Annotated in this window: 15 protein-coding genes; 6 read left to right on the top strand and 9 right to left on the bottom strand. The window is 48.5% G+C overall.

What is annotated here, in order from left to right; genetic code table 11:
- The first annotated feature begins 124 nt into the window (after positions 1-124).
- Positions 125-541: a pyridoxamine 5'-phosphate oxidase family protein gene (locus FZD51_RS03460; RefSeq protein WP_338120371.1), complete on the top strand. Its 417-nt coding sequence runs from the start codon at positions 125-127 to the stop codon at positions 539-541.
- 47 nt (positions 542-588) lie between these two features.
- Here FZD51_RS03460 and FZD51_RS03455 read toward each other — a convergent pair whose 3' ends face one another.
- Positions 589-975, bottom strand: coding sequence for an OsmC family protein (locus FZD51_RS03455; protein WP_148973494.1), 387 nt, complete (start codon positions 973-975; stop codon positions 589-591).
- A 151-nt stretch (positions 976-1,126) separates the two neighbouring features.
- Between FZD51_RS03455 and FZD51_RS03450 the strand changes: the two genes are divergently transcribed.
- Positions 1,127-2,311, top strand: coding sequence for an MFS transporter (locus FZD51_RS03450; RefSeq protein ID WP_148973493.1), 1,185 nt, complete (start codon positions 1,127-1,129; stop codon positions 2,309-2,311).
- A gap of 243 nt (positions 2,312-2,554) precedes the next feature.
- Positions 2,555-4,474: a heavy metal translocating P-type ATPase gene (locus FZD51_RS03445; protein WP_148973492.1), complete on the top strand. Its 1,920-nt coding sequence runs from the start codon at positions 2,555-2,557 to the stop codon at positions 4,472-4,474.
- A 35-nt stretch (positions 4,475-4,509) separates the two neighbouring features.
- Here FZD51_RS03445 and FZD51_RS03440 read toward each other — a convergent pair whose 3' ends face one another.
- The 4 genes from FZD51_RS03440 to FZD51_RS03425 form a co-directional block, all read right to left on the bottom strand.
- Positions 4,510-5,502: a DUF3231 family protein gene (locus FZD51_RS03440; RefSeq protein ID WP_148973491.1), complete on the bottom strand. Its 993-nt coding sequence runs from the start codon at positions 5,500-5,502 to the stop codon at positions 4,510-4,512.
- Positions 5,503-6,134: 632 nt separating this feature from the next.
- Positions 6,135-6,947, bottom strand: a complete 813-nt coding sequence (locus tag FZD51_RS03435) for a YihY/virulence factor BrkB family protein (protein ID WP_262380679.1) — start codon at positions 6,945-6,947, stop codon at positions 6,135-6,137.
- A 17-nt stretch (positions 6,948-6,964) separates the two neighbouring features.
- Positions 6,965-7,351 (bottom strand): YtxH domain-containing protein, encoded by a 387-nt coding sequence (locus FZD51_RS03430; protein WP_262380678.1) that lies wholly within the window; start codon positions 7,349-7,351, stop codon positions 6,965-6,967.
- A 25-nt stretch (positions 7,352-7,376) separates the two neighbouring features.
- On the bottom strand, positions 7,377-7,844 hold the full coding sequence (locus FZD51_RS03425) for a low molecular weight protein-tyrosine-phosphatase (RefSeq protein WP_148973488.1): 468 nt from the start codon (positions 7,842-7,844) through the stop codon (positions 7,377-7,379).
- Between the two features lie 168 nt (positions 7,845-8,012).
- Here FZD51_RS03425 and FZD51_RS03420 point away from each other — a divergent pair, with 168 nt between their 5' ends.
- The 3 genes from FZD51_RS03420 (at position 8,013) to FZD51_RS03410 (ending at position 10,069) form a co-directional block, all read left to right on the top strand.
- The gene (locus FZD51_RS03420; protein WP_009792127.1) at positions 8,013-8,237 is read left to right on the top strand and encodes a DUF1128 domain-containing protein; all 225 of its coding nucleotides are present in this window, start codon (positions 8,013-8,015) and stop codon (positions 8,235-8,237) included.
- A 75-nt stretch (positions 8,238-8,312) separates the two neighbouring features.
- Positions 8,313-9,134 (top strand): MBL fold metallo-hydrolase, encoded by an 822-nt coding sequence (locus tag FZD51_RS03415; RefSeq protein ID WP_148973487.1) that lies wholly within the window; start codon positions 8,313-8,315, stop codon positions 9,132-9,134.
- Positions 9,135-9,346: 212 nt separating this feature from the next.
- Complete coding sequence (locus tag FZD51_RS03410) at positions 9,347-10,069, top strand: class I SAM-dependent methyltransferase (protein WP_262380677.1); 723 nt, start codon at positions 9,347-9,349, stop codon at positions 10,067-10,069.
- A gap of 58 nt (positions 10,070-10,127) precedes the next feature.
- Here FZD51_RS03410 and map read toward each other — a convergent pair whose 3' ends face one another.
- The 4 genes from map to treR all read right to left on the bottom strand — a co-directional run bounded on the left by map (position 10,128) and on the right by treR (position 14,207).
- Complete coding sequence (map, locus tag FZD51_RS03405) at positions 10,128-10,877, bottom strand: type I methionyl aminopeptidase (protein WP_148973486.1); 750 nt, start codon at positions 10,875-10,877, stop codon at positions 10,128-10,130.
- A 591-nt stretch (positions 10,878-11,468) separates the two neighbouring features.
- The gene (locus tag FZD51_RS03400) at positions 11,469-11,993 is read right to left on the bottom strand and encodes a type 1 glutamine amidotransferase domain-containing protein (protein ID WP_148973485.1); all 525 of its coding nucleotides are present in this window, start codon (positions 11,991-11,993) and stop codon (positions 11,469-11,471) included.
- A gap of 61 nt (positions 11,994-12,054) precedes the next feature.
- Positions 12,055-13,374: a lysine N(6)-hydroxylase/L-ornithine N(5)-oxygenase family protein gene (locus FZD51_RS03395; RefSeq protein WP_148973484.1), complete on the bottom strand. Its 1,320-nt coding sequence runs from the start codon at positions 13,372-13,374 to the stop codon at positions 12,055-12,057.
- 107 nt (positions 13,375-13,481) lie between these two features.
- On the bottom strand, positions 13,482-14,207 hold the full coding sequence (gene treR, locus FZD51_RS03390) for a trehalose operon repressor (RefSeq protein ID WP_148973483.1): 726 nt from the start codon (positions 14,205-14,207) through the stop codon (positions 13,482-13,484).
- Between the last annotated feature and the right edge of the window lie 96 nt (positions 14,208-14,303).

Here is a 14,303-nt window from a genome sequence, read left to right as displayed (position 1 = left end):
CGCGGCCCTTCAACATATATACCCGCTTATACGAATTGCATGCCTGATGTTTTTTCGCCCGGATAATACAACAGGAAAAATGACAGATTATAAAGGGAAGAAAATTGTAAGGAGTGAAATGACAATGGCAGACACAAAGCAGAAGGTGCTTGATATGTTTGAAAATTACAGCATCGGCACACTGGCATCCATCCGTAATGACAGGCCGTACAGCCGTTTTATGCTGTTTTTCCATGATGATCTGATTCTATTTGCCGCTACCGACAAAGATGCCCATAAAGTAGAAGACATCGAGAAAAATCCCAATGTCCATATTCTGCTGGGGGTGGAACAGGGCGGATATGACGGGCCTTATTGTGAAATTGAAGCGAAAGCCTCATTCGAGGATTCCGGGGAGCTGAAGGAGAAGTTCTGGAGCGAAAAGCTGAAAGACTGGATTTCCGGTCCAGATGACCCAGACTATCTGCTCCTGAAAATGGAGCCTTCGCTGATCCGCTATTTCGAGAAAGCAGGCGCGGAGCCTGAAGAGATTTCTCTATAAAAATAACAGGGGGCGGACCATTATACATGATCCGCCCCCTGCTTTTATTATGCTTCCACCAATGTGAATGTTTCTTCAATTTCTATGCTATCTTTCACAGACTGGACCATGCTGCAGTTTTTGCGCGTAAGCTCCATTGCCTTTTGGATTTTCTCCTCTTTCAGCCCTTTTCCAGTAATCGTAAAATGGACTGTGATCTTCGATACCCGATTGGCTTCCTCTTCCACTCTCTCTGCCTCTGCACTGATTTTGATATCCTCCACATCGATCCTCTGCTTCTCCAGAATCTTGCGGAGCACGCCGCCGCTGCAGACTGCCACTGAGGAAACCAGCAGCTGATAAGGCCTGAAGCCGTACTCTTCATCACCGGCTACATCTAGCTTCCCATAGTTCGTTTCCGTGAAAAATCCGACATCCTTCATTGTAAATTCCATCGTTTCCACTCCCTCTTTTTCTGTTGTATGCAGTGATTATACTACTATTTCTGCCATAGCTAAGAACAATACGCTCTTTATTCCTTGCAAAGCCGCTGGGGAGCCGTTACCATCAATTTGGAAAGAATTTTTAGAAATTGAGGCCAACATCATGAATAAAGAAAATATGCGTTTCTGGATTTTAATCAGCATTGTAGCAATCTCAGGATTCAGCCAGGGCATGCTGCTTCCGCTGATTGCGATTATATTTGAAAATGACGGGCTGTCTTCAAGCTTGAACGGCCTGAATGCGACCGGCCTTTATGTCGGCATCCTGCTCGTTTCCCCTTTTATGGAGCAGCCGCTCCGAAAGTATGGCTACAAGCCGGTCATCATTTTTGGCGGACTGCTTGTCATCGTGTCGCTTGTACTGTTTCCATTATGGAAATCATTCTGGTTCTGGTTCATGCTCAGGCTCCTGATCGGGATCGGCGACCATGCGCTCCACTTCGGGACACAGACATGGATCACCAGCTTCTCGCCTGAACATAAGCGCGGCCGGAACATCTCCCTGTACGGACTGTTCTTCGGTGTCGGCTTTGCCGTCGGCCCGCTGATGACGCCGCTCGTCGATGTGCATGAAACCCTGCCGTTCATCCTGTCATCGGTACTCTGCCTCGTGGCATGGGTATTCCTGTTTCTTTTGAAAAATGACTACCCGGAACAGACAATCGAAGTCAATTCGATGAAAAATACACTGAAGCGCTTTTCGTCTGCCTTCAAGTACGCATGGGTCGCCTTCCTGCCGCCGCTCGGCTATGGATTCCTGGAATCGTCCCTGAACGGCAGCTTCCCGGTTTACGGCCTGCGCATCGGGCTTGAAGTGAAAAGCGTCTCGGTCCTATTGACTGCCTTTGCCATCGGCGGCATTGTCTTCCAGCTTCCGCTTGGGATATTGAGCGATAAATTGGGCAGGCAGCGGATATTGACCATCATCCTTCTTTCCGGCTCCGTCTTCTTTTTCCTGGCGAGCTTTCTGGAAGGAGCTGTCTGGGCATTGACTATCACGCTATTCCTTGCCGGAATGGCGGTCGGCTCCACTTTTTCACTCGGAATCAGCTATATGACCGATCTGATGCCAAAGGATCTGCTGCCGACCGGCAATCTGCTCTGCGGTATTGCCTTCAGCCTGGGAAGCCTGGCTGGCCCTTATCTGGGCGGCATCTTCATTCAATTTTTCAAAAATATCTCCTTCTTTAATATTATCAGCATCATGCTGCTCGTGATTTTCCTGGCTGTCCTGACAAACCGCAGAGCAGGGCAAACTGCTGACCAGCAGCATTCGCTGAGCCAATGAGGTTTGCCTTTCGGCGGGCGGGGTAAAAAAGAAATATAGCCCATTTTTATTTTTTCCCCCTAAACCCCTTTAGAAATAAAAATGACTATGATATGATAACGATACTAATCTAGAAACCTATGCGAAAATGCTGTCCCCAAAAGAGGATCATCCTCCGGCGGGGGCAGCTTTCGTCGTTTTATAGGGGTATTGATGTTGATTATTCTTCTCAATGAGAAACCGATAACCCAGGAGGGAAGCCACATGACGACAGAAGCCAAAGCACTATTAGAATTGAAGCAAGAACAGGAAAGCATGCTCCAAAAAATACTCCCTCACGCCGAGCTGATCGCCGCCATCCTGAGCGGGGTCCTCATCCTTGCCGGCTGGCTGCTTGCGCGGAATGATATGGATGCCGCCTCCATCACCGCCTATCTGCTCGCCTTTGTGATCGGCGGCTTTGCCAAAGCAAAGGAAGGCATCGAGGAAACGATTGAAAACAAAGAACTGAATGTGGAAATGCTGATGATCTTCGCCGCCATCGGCTCGGCCATCATCGGCTACTGGACGGAAGGCGCCATCCTGATCTTCATTTTCGCCGTCAGCGGCGCCCTGGAAACCTACACGATGAACAAAAGCAACAAAGAGATTTCGTCCTTGATGGAGCTGCAGCCTGAGGAGGCACTGCTTTTAACAGATGGCGGAGAACAGCGCGTGCATGTTTCCGAGCTGAGTATCGGGGACCAGATCCTCGTGAAGCCGGGTGAGCGTGTCCCGTCTGATGGAAAGATCCTGAAGGGCACGACAACTTTGGATGAGGCCGCCATCACCGGTGAATCCATCCCAGTCAGCAAGTCGAATGCCGATGAAGTTTTCGCAGGAACGGTGAATCTGAACGGCTCGATTACAGTCGAGATCACAAAGCCTGCCAGCGACACCCTGTTCCAAAAGATCATCCAGCTTGTCCAGACTGCACAGAGCGAAAAGTCGCCATCACAGCTTTTTATTGAAAAATTTGAAGGTACTTATGTAAAAGTCGTCCTCGCTGCAGTAGCGGCGATGATGGTCCTGCCCCATTATCTGCTGGGCTGGAGCTGGACGGAAACCTTTTACCGGGCGATGATCCTGCTCGTGGTCGCCAGTCCATGCGCCCTTGTCGCAAGCATCATGCCGGCCACATTATCCGCCATCTCCAACGGCGCGCGCCGAGGGATTCTGTTCAAAGGCGGTGTCCATCTGGAGAACCTCGGCCACCTGAAGGCGATTGCTTTTGATAAAACCGGCACCCTGACAAAGGGCCGTCCCGAGGTCACTGATTATCTGGTCTGCGAGGATATGGAGCAAGAAGATATTCTTTTGGCGGCAGCGTCCATTGAAAGCCACTCCAATCACCCGCTCGCAGGCGCCATTGTCAAATACGCGAAGAATGAGCTGAAGCAGCCGCTGGTGAGCCCGGAAAGCATTGAAGATATCTCCGGTTTCGGCGTAAAGGCAATGCTGCAGGATGAAGAATGGAAGATCGGCAAAGCTGATTTCATCGGCCGTGAAGATGCGGAAAGATTTGCTGATGGAGCCGCACAGTCGTTGGCCGGAGAAGGCAAGACGATCGTTTTTATTAAAAAAGGCCACCGGATCGCCGGACTGCTTGCGCTTAAGGATGTTGTCCGCGAGGAAACGAAGGCAGCGATCAGCACCCTGAACGCTCAGGGCATCTACACGGTGATGCTGACCGGCGACAGCGAAAAGACCGCCCAGGCGATTGCCGCTGAAAGCACAGTTGATGAGTATATCGCCGAGTGCCTCCCGGCCAATAAAGTTGAGCACCTGAAGGACTTGAAGAAGCGCTATGAAAATGTCGCCATGGTCGGCGACGGCATCAATGACGCCCCTGCGCTCGCTGCAGCCAATGTCGGCATTGCCATGGGCGAAGGGACAGACGTGGCGCTGGAAACAGCAGATGTAGTTCTGATGAAAAATGAGCTTCCGAAGATTGCCGAAGCCATTAACCTCTCTCAGCGGATGAACAGAATCATCAAGCAGAATGTCATTTTTTCCATCACGGTCATCATGCTTCTGATCGCTTCGAACTTCCTGCAGATCCTTGATTTGCCGTTCGGCGTCATCGGGCATGAAGGCAGCACCATTCTGGTGATTCTGAACAGCTTGAGATTGTTGAAATCATAGGAAAAAACGCTCGGGTATGGTGCCCGGGCGTTTTTCTACTGCTCCAGCACTTTCCGGTCGTCTGCGTCAGGGGGCTGCTCGATCCAGTTCTTCTCGATCATCAGCTTGCCGAAGCTTCCATACACAAGCAGATCATCCAATATCGCTTTCTCGGCAAGCACGGCGATATCGGCCCTCATACAGGCAACCGCAGCTGCGCCGTAATACGAAATCGCCGCCGCAAAGAAAAAGCCGGAATGAAACAGCATCAGCTTTTCCGAAAAAGGAGCAGTCGTCGAATTCGTAATCTCCGACTCGAATGGCCTTGGCGAATGAAGCCCTTCTTTTAAAAGCATAGAAGCAAAGCTTGAGATATGCTTGTTTTTATTATTGATGCATTTATCCAGGAACCTTTGCACATCACTGTCACGTGAAACCTGCTTGAACGCAATAAAGCTGCTTTTCGCGATATAGCTTTTCTGCAGGTTGAAAAAAATATTGCCCGCCTCGATGGTATTGATTTTCCGCTTTTTCCCGAACACATCGGTGACATATTTAAAATCCGGGACAAACACCGGCTTTTCGGGCGTTGCGTAAAGCGGCGGTTTTTCGAGCAGATTTTTTTCGGACAGAAGGTCGATCGCTTTGTTGTAGAGATTGTGCGTATCCTGATTGCACCGGCCGTAAAAATCGCGGACGTCCTTCCGGATAGACACGCTTGAAGCCAGGCCATACGCCTGCATCCCATGCATCGTCATTGTGTGCATGTATAAGAGGCAGTACGCATCCGTGAACAGCGGCGGTGCATCCATATTCACATCTTCCTTTGAAAACCCCTTTGGTATCGGAAACTTCTCCTTTTTGAAAAGCTCAGTGAGCGTGTTGATATGCTGAAATGACAGATCGAGCGCATATTGAAGGAATTCATGGATTTCCTTATCTCTTACGTGCTTCATCATATATTTCGTAATGCAGACCGCCATCGTTTCGCGGATATAATGAGTCCATATATTTGATATTTCAGATGAATTCAGTCTTTCCTGCTGCATGTAGAACACCTCCGGGACTTAGTTTTGGCTATTTTGGGGGGAATTAACCGGGGGATGGGGGTTGGSGGGGGATTTTTGGGGTGTGGATGGTAGGTTATTTGCGGGTTTTTGGATATATTTGCGAGATTTGAGATATATTTGCGACTTCTGATTTTTATTTGCGACTTTTCATTTATATTTGCGACTTCCCCATTTTATTTGCGACTACCACTCGACCGCCGTCTCAGACCACACGAATTGTAAAAAATGTTAAATATGTAGAATCACTCAAATTTTATGTAGAAAACCCGTATTTTATGTAGAATCCACTCAATATTATGTAGAATCATTCATTTTTTATTAGAATCCCCTCAGACTTCTGCAGAATCACTCCATTTCCCAGCAGAATCACTAAATCCCCCCTCCAAAAAACCCAAAAAAAAGAACGCCCCCCAACAGGGCGCCCTCCACTCTAATGATATCCATTCGATTTATTAGCTGATCCCGATGTTTTATGCTTCGGGCTGTCTTTGCCTTTTTGCTTGGTTTTGCCTTTTCCCATGTGTTTCCCCTCCTGAAAAAATGGTGTGTTCCCCTTTAATAGTGTGAACATCACCATAGCTTTCTAAGAAGGCAATATCAGGTGCGGCTCCCTAGCAATCCCCATTCTTCCGCTTGCTGACATAGGCGTTGACCTCGCCGCCGAGGATGATGATGACACCGGTCAGGTAGAACCAGACCATGAGGACGATGATGGCGCCGATGCTTCCGTAGGCAGCGGTGTAATTGGCAAAATTGCTGACATAATAGGAGAAGGCGAGTGACGCCAGGATCCACCCCGCTGTGGCAAAAATGGCGCCAGGCATCGCGCTGATGCATTTCATTTTTATATTGGGGGCAATCCAGTACAGCACAAGAAAGACAATGAACAGGATGACGATACTGACAAGCCAGCGCAGGGCATTCCAGGCTGAGAGAAATTGTGATGACAAATCAAAAGCGGAAAACAGGAAAACGCCGATCTGCTTCCCGAATACCGGCAGCAGAAGGGCTACGACAAATACAAAAATCATGGCGAACGTCAGCAGGATCGCCATACCGCGCGCCACGATCAGCGGACGGCTTTCTTTGACCTCATAAGCCAGATTGAAGGCTTTAACTATCGCATGAATCCCATTGGAAGCCGACCAGATGGTCCCGATGATCCCGACAGAAAGAAGCGTCCCGCTCCGGTCTGCGATCTGGTTGAGGTTCGACTCAATCAGCGCCATCGTATCGCCGGGCGCATAATCCCTGATGAAGCCAAGGATATCCACCTGGCTGACGGGCAAATAGGTGATGAGGGTGACGAGGAAGATGAGGAGCGGAAACAGGGAGAGCAGAAAAAAATAGGCCAGCTGGGCTGCGAGGCCAAAGATATCGTCTTCGTGGATTTTTTTCCATAAATACGGGATTCCCGGCCTCATTCCAGCCCCTCCTCTGCTCATTCTTCTTCTGTACTGATCCCTGAAGTCTTCTTTAATGGCTCATCCTCGGCCAAAGCAGCTTTCTTGCTTTCTTTTGAAAAAGCGGAGCGTGTCTCCTGGACAATATCCACCACCTGGGGAGTCACTTCCCTCAGCTCCTCGACTTTTTCCGTGATAAAAGCAACATCTTCCGTTACCTGTTCAATGGTCGTGCGGATCGAGCTGGCCGTCTGTTTGACCGACTCGGCCGCTTTTGAAGGATTTTTTATGTAATAGGCTGCACTTCCCGCTGTTTTGCGGCTTGTTTCCAGTACGGCCCGGCGTGTTTCCCTATCAAAAAGTGACAATGCGCCGCCTGCAATCGCACCAAGCAGCATTCCCTGCAATAATTTCGTTTTCCCCATGCTTATCCCTCTTTCCATTTTTACTTTATAAATGATGATTTATTCTTACTTCTTTCAGGAGCATTTCGCAGCTCTCCTTCACTAGGCTGTAGACTTCCTCGAAGTTGCCGGTATAATACGGGTCCGGCACGTCTTTATCCCTGCGGTCGCTGTAGTCGAGGAGCCTGACTACCTTGGCATCAGGATTGCCTTTTTTAAGGCTCAGAATATCTGCCTGGTTTTGGCTGTCCATCGCCACGATCCACTGGAATTCATCCAGGTCAGCTGCTTTAATCTGACGTGCGGCCAATCCCGCAGCATCCACCTTGTATTTCTCAAGGATTTTCCTGGTGCCTTCATGGGGCGGCTTGCCGATATGCCAGTCGCCGGTCCCCGCAGAATCAGCCTCAATAGCATGCTCAAGCCCTTCCTTTTTGACCTGGTCCCTGAACAGGGCTTCTGCCATCGGCGAGCGGCAGATATTGCCGAGGCACACAAACAAAACGCGAATCACAATTACATTCCCCCTTAGTTACATTTTCTTCTATTTCACTGCTTTCATGCAACTATAAGCAGGAAGGCCGCTCCATAATTTCATTGACATTCCGCTCTTATCATGGAAAGATGAAGAGTAAAGGACAGGCACTCCCTGTCGATATCGTGATGAGAGGATGACACCCCCATGAACTTATCGGAAAAATCAACTGCAAATGTTGAATATATGATTGAACAGATCAAAGAAAAGCTGAAGGTCCTGAACCTCGGTGCCATTAAGCCGTCCCATTTTGACGAGGAAATGTACACAGAGCTGAAGGAAATCTACGATCTTGTCATGAAAAAAGATTCTTTCAGCCCCAATGAAATGCAGGCGCTCGTAGAAGAGCTCGGCAACTTGAGGAAAATGTAAGAAAAGCAGCAGGCCTATGGGGTCTGCTTTTGTTTTTATAAAAGTGGTGCCTGACACCACTAAAGGAGGATTCCCATGCTCATCCATAAAGACCAAAACACAGCCATCTTTCAAAGCAGCCTGTTTAAGACCAACTCTGCTGTGATTCAAACAGAGGATCTGGTTCTCGTCATCGACCCATGCTGGCTTCCCCATGAGATTGACGAAATCCGCTCCTATGCTTACCGTGCAGCCGGAAGCCGGCCGATTTTTGTCCTGTACACCCATTCAGACTATGACCATATTATCGGCCACGGTGCTTTCCCTGATGCAACCATCATCGGCAGCAAAGCACTCAATGAAAAAGATGGCCAGGAGAAGGCAAAAATAATCGAGCAGATCCTCTCATTTGATGATTCTTATTATATCGACCGGGACTATACACCTTCTTATCCGGCCGCTGACATCGTCATTTCACAGGACGGGCAGACCCTGGCTGTCGGAGGGACAGAGCTGACATTTTTCCTGACGCCCGGCCATACTGACTGCGGGATTGCCTGCATCATCCCGCCGCTGGACCTGCTGATTGCAGGAGACTATCTATGTGATACAGAATTTCCTTATGTTTATTTTTCCAGCACCGATTATCTGCTCACTTTGGAAAAATTCGCGGACAGCCTCGCAGACCACAGCTTCCGGGTCATGATGACCGGGCACGGACTGCCCGCCTACAGCAATGAGGAAATTTCGTCCCGCATCCACTCCTCTGCCGGTTATCTTGCAAAGCTGAAGGCATTTGTAGCTGAAGGTAAAGCAGCTGAAAGCTATATACTGTTTGAGGATTATAAGTATCATCGCATCATGAAGGACTTCCATGAAGGCAATATTGAACTGATGAAAAAAGAATTCGGAAACTGACTGCCCGGCATATGCCGGGCTTTTTCTGTGGATAAGCCATTTTCCGATAAAAATCACCCTGTGGATAAGCGTGATTTTTCAGAAAGATATACACTTTTGTGGATAGTTTGACTCTTTTATGGGGATAAGCCTCATAATAGTAACCTTCCATTCGCTTTTCCATATTTATATACAGAACTAATCTGGATAAAAAAGTATGGAAAGGATGCATAATGACATACACTCAAACATCCTATCATTGTCCTTTTTGCAATCAAAGCTTTGACTCATTTTTCCCGTGGCCGGATATATACGACTTTCCCAGCCATATCTATCAAATGTGGAACAAAGAAACCGCCATTTGCCCTTTTTGCGAATCTCTTGACCGGGAAAGGCTCTATAGGCTTTACATCGAAAGGGAAACAGATCTCCTGAAAAGAAAGCAGAAGTTACTTCATATCGCCCCTGAAATGAATCTGCGGCAATGGATCAGCAATGAATCTACAGTCGACTATCTGGCGGGGGACCTTATGCCTGCGGATGCGGAAACCATACAGATGGACATCCGGGCCATCCCTTATCCTGAGGGCAGCTTCGATGTGATTATGTGCAGCCATGTGCTGGAGCATATACTGGAAGACCAGGCAGCCATGAACGAGCTTTACCGGGTGCTGAAGCCCGGCGGCTGGAGCATTCTGCAGGTACCGATCAGCCTGAATCTGAAGAAGAGCCTCCAGAATCCTGCCATCACTTCTCCCGAAGACAGGCTGATATATTTTGGCCAGGATGACCATGTCAGGCTCTACAGCCAGGAAGATTTTACGGGCAGGCTTGAAGCTGCAGGCTTTATAGTGGAGCTGTATGATTTTTCGGAGCATCACGGCCTTGAGGAAGCAAAGAGATATGGATTGTCGGCAGGCGATACCCTGTATATCGGAAGGAAAAAGGCCCTGTGAGCATTCACGGGGCCTTCCTTTTCAGAAAAAAAGACAGATCCGAAGACCTGCCTTCCTCCTATTCCTGATCTGTCAAAATCAATGTGCCTTCCTTCGTAACGGCAATCGTATGCTCATACTGCGCCGAGAATTTGCCGTCTGCCGTCCTCGCGGTCCAGCCGTTATTGTCCATCTTTGTGTCATACACGCCGACATTGACCATCGGCTCGATGGTGAAGACCATGCCTTCCTTGATGCGCGGCCCTTTGCCGGCAAGGCCGAAATGCGGCACATCCGGTTTTTCATGGATCACATTGCCAATTCCGTGGCCGATGAAGTTGCGGACAACAGAGAAGCCCTCACCCTCGACATACGTCTGGATGGCGTGGCCGATATCCCCGATCCGCTTGCCTGGCACAGCCTGTTCGATCCCTTTATAGAGGGCTTCCTTTGTGACCTCCAGCAGCTTGCGGTGCTTCTCGGAAAGATTGCCGACCGCATACGTCCAGGCAGAATCCGCCAGCGCCCCGTTATACCTCACAACCATATCAATCGTGACAATATCGCCGTCCTTCAATTCTTCCCTGCGCGGAAAACCGTGGCAGATTTCATCATTGATGCTGGCGCAGGTCGCATATTTATAGCCTTTATAGCCTTTCTGCTCCGGAGTTGCACCATGCTCCTTGAGGAATCCCTCCACAAACTCATCGATTTCCCAGGTCGTCACGCCCGGCTTGATCCTTTTGGCAATCTCTTTATGGCATTGGGCGAGAATTTCGCCCGCTTTTTTCATCGCTTCTATCTCACGCGCTGATTTCAATACAATCATCACTTTACCTGCCTTCCCCGCTCATTTATGTAAAACTGTATATGGTTCAGATAGCTTTCTCTATCTTATCGCGACAAAGGAAGAATTTCAAAGGAATGGCGCCTGATGCCTTTTACCACTATATGTTTGGAGGGTTGGGTGTGCCACAAAACAGGAAATGGCCATTCTCCCTGGATTTAGGATTATTCTGCCTAGAATTTGATTTTTTCTCCCCGGATTGCGGTTTTTTCACCCCACTTTAAGCAGGATTCACCCCAAAAACAGCAATAATTTTTCCACTTTACAAAAATACCCATTTACCATCAAAAAAAGAACGGTCACCACTAATGTAACCGCCCCGCCCCCTTCTATTTTGAGTGTGTTTTATCGGTATTTCCAACTGGGAAAAAAGCCATTCTCTCTACATTTTAAATTATTCCTTACTCCCAAAATCTAATTTTTTCACCCCGGATTGTGGTTTTTTCACCCCACTTTAAGCAGGATTCAACCCAAAAACACCGATAATTTTTCCTTCTTAAAAAAACCCAAAACCACACACCACAAAAAAAGAGCGGGCCACGCTCAACCAAGCGCCCCCGCTCCTGCTCTTATTTATTTTGAAAGTACATTCAATGACTCTTTAATGAACGCCGGGATATCATCCGGGTTGCGGCTTGTGACCAGCTGGTTCTGGCATACGACAACTTCCTGATCCGTGAAGTTGACGCCGGCGTTTTCCATGTCGACGCGGATGGATTTGAACCCTGTCGCATCTCTTCCATCAAGCGTTTTTGCCGTGATGAGCAACTGCGGTCCGTGGCAGATTGCCAATACAGGCTTCATGTCGTCCATGAAGGATTTTGCAAACTGGACAAAACGGTCATCTGCACGAAGCTGGTCAGGAGAAAATCCGCCCGGCAGGAATAGTGCATCAAAGTCGGAAGGATTTACATTGTCGATACTTTTATCGATCTCAACCGTAGCATTTCCCTGCTTGCCTTTGACAGATTTGCCTGCTTCCTTCTCGATTGTTGTAATCTCATGTCCCGCTTCCTTGAAAGCTTTCGCAGGATCCGTGTACTCTACGTCTTCAAACATTTCGGTAATTAAGCATGCAATTTTAGTCAATTGTGTCATCTCCTTTAAATTTGATCACATTTATGAGATTTCCCTCCCAGGGCAGTGATAAAACCTTGTTTTACAGTACAACTTCTTCTTCCCTCGGGACAAAGCGGTGAAAGACGTTTTTCTTGTTGCTTTTATAGATCTCTTTTTCAGCAAGCGTATTGATGATCCGCCTGTTGCGGTCGACTGACAAGCCGAGATGGGTGGCAGCGGCCCCGTGGGAATGCTCAATATTTGTCAGGGTGAAGATCCTGTTTGTGCGCTTCTTTTTAAAAAGGATTTCATATGAGAGAGACACCTTGAATTCGCGCTCTCCTTCCCAACTGATTTCGTCTCCATAACGGCTGAGCAGCCATTCCGGCAGGTGCGGCCGGTAACCTGTGGCGAGGACAACCTTGTCCGTATGCAGCTTGAAACCTGTTTCCGACTGCTTCTGCTGGAGCTGCAGACCGAAACCGGATGATGTGCGCTCCATCCCTTGAAGCTCGGCATGCGGCTGGATCCTCGCCTTGCTCGACTCGCCGCCGATTGTCTGGTGATAAAGCTCTTTGTAGATAAGGTCCAGCAGCCCTGGCTCAATGCCATTGCGGAGGCCGTTCAATGTATCCAGTGACTGGATCCGTTCCTCGTATGGAAGGCTGTGAAAATAATTCACATATTCCGGCGAAAAAAACTCCTGGCCGAGCTTTGTGCTTTCCAGCTGCAGGAACCCGGCAGAGCGGGCCAGCCAGTTAAGCTGAAAATCATGATTTTTCTGGCATTGCAGAAGATCATAAAAGATTTCCGCGGCACTCTGCCCTGAACCGATCACACTGATGGATCCGCCCTCAACAAGCTTGTCCTTGTAATGCAGATAGCGGCTGGAGTGGATGCAATCTTCTCCCAGGAAATCCTTCATCTTGTCCGGCACCAATGGTTCATTCCCTGTACCCAGAATCAGATTATAGGCAAAATAGGTCTCTTCCTGCCCATTTTCCATATTCAGCACTGTCACCTCAAAAAAGCGCTCTCCATTCTCCTCTCTGTCCCGCACATCGGCCACTTCCATGCCGAATCTGCAATTGTCCAGGTTTGAAGCTGCCCATTGGCAGTAATGGTTATATTCCTTCCTCGGAATCTCCAGCCGGTGAAAATAGGAAAACTGGGTCAGCCGGTCATGCTCGTGCAGATAATTTAAATACGTGTATGGGCTTGTCGGATCAGCCAGGGTGACCAGATCATCCAGAAACGGCACCTGCATCTCCGAGCCTTCGATCAGCATGCCTGGGTGCCAGGAAAATTCCGGCGTCTTGTCAAAAAAGAGCCCCTTCAGTTCCGGGACCTTCTGCAGCATAACCGCCAGGCTTAGATTATAGGGACCGATGCCAATGCCAATCAGATTATATATGTTCATGCTAATACCCCTTTTCAAGGATTTTTCACAACAAAAAAACTAACAGACTTTATCTGTTAGTTTTTACCCAGCTTTTTCTATTTTCAAGCCATGCCCCGCACATCCTGTCAGCCTGAAGGCATGTCCATCCGCCTCGCAAAATCGACAAAGCGGAACTTGTCCGGCCGGTGGCGCGACTCGGTATACTGGAAAAGTGATGCATCATCAAAATAGATATAATTTTTCACGACAACGACCGAATGGTACCCCTCAAGGTCCAGCATCCTCCGGTCTTCCTCTGTCGGCTCCTCGACAGTGAATTCCTTTTTCGCAAAACTGATTTTCTGGTTCAATGTGTTCTCGATATATTCAAATATCGAATTGCGGCAGATTTCCTCTGTCAGGCCGGGAACCAATTTTTCCACCAGGAAATCTTTATCAAGGATGATCCGCTCGCCCTCGATTTTCCGCACACGGCATACCTTCCATATCTTTTCTTCTTCCTTGATATGCAGCTGCCTCATCAAATCATCATCCGGGAACGCAAGCGCAAACTCCGCCACATCGGTTTCCGCCTTCTGGCCCATCTTTCCTGCCAGCTCCTTAAAGCTGACCAGGCCGGAAATCGGGAACTGCAGCTTTTTCAAATCAAGCACAATCGAGCCTTTCCCGCGGATCTTCTGGATGAACCCGTTCTGCGCCAGCAGATTCAGCGCCTTCCGGATTGTTTCCCGGGATGTCTCAAACATCTCCGTCAATTCATTTTCAGACGGCAGAATGCTTCTTGCAGGATAATATCCATCCTGGATCTTGGATGCCAGGTCTTCGTATATGAGCAAATATTTATTCTTCATTATTAATCACCTAAGGTTATTTTACCGTTATAAAAGCGGTTTGAAAATGCCCAATCCCGCATGTAGTTATATTTTACCAAAATAATTACCAGGATT

Source organism: Bacillus infantis, assembly GCF_008180445.1.
GTDB lineage: Bacteria > Bacillota > Bacilli > Bacillales > Cytobacillaceae > Bacillus_AB > Bacillus_AB infantis_B.
Note: the sequence above shows the minus strand (reverse complement) of the source record. Positions and strands in the feature narration are given on the sequence as shown.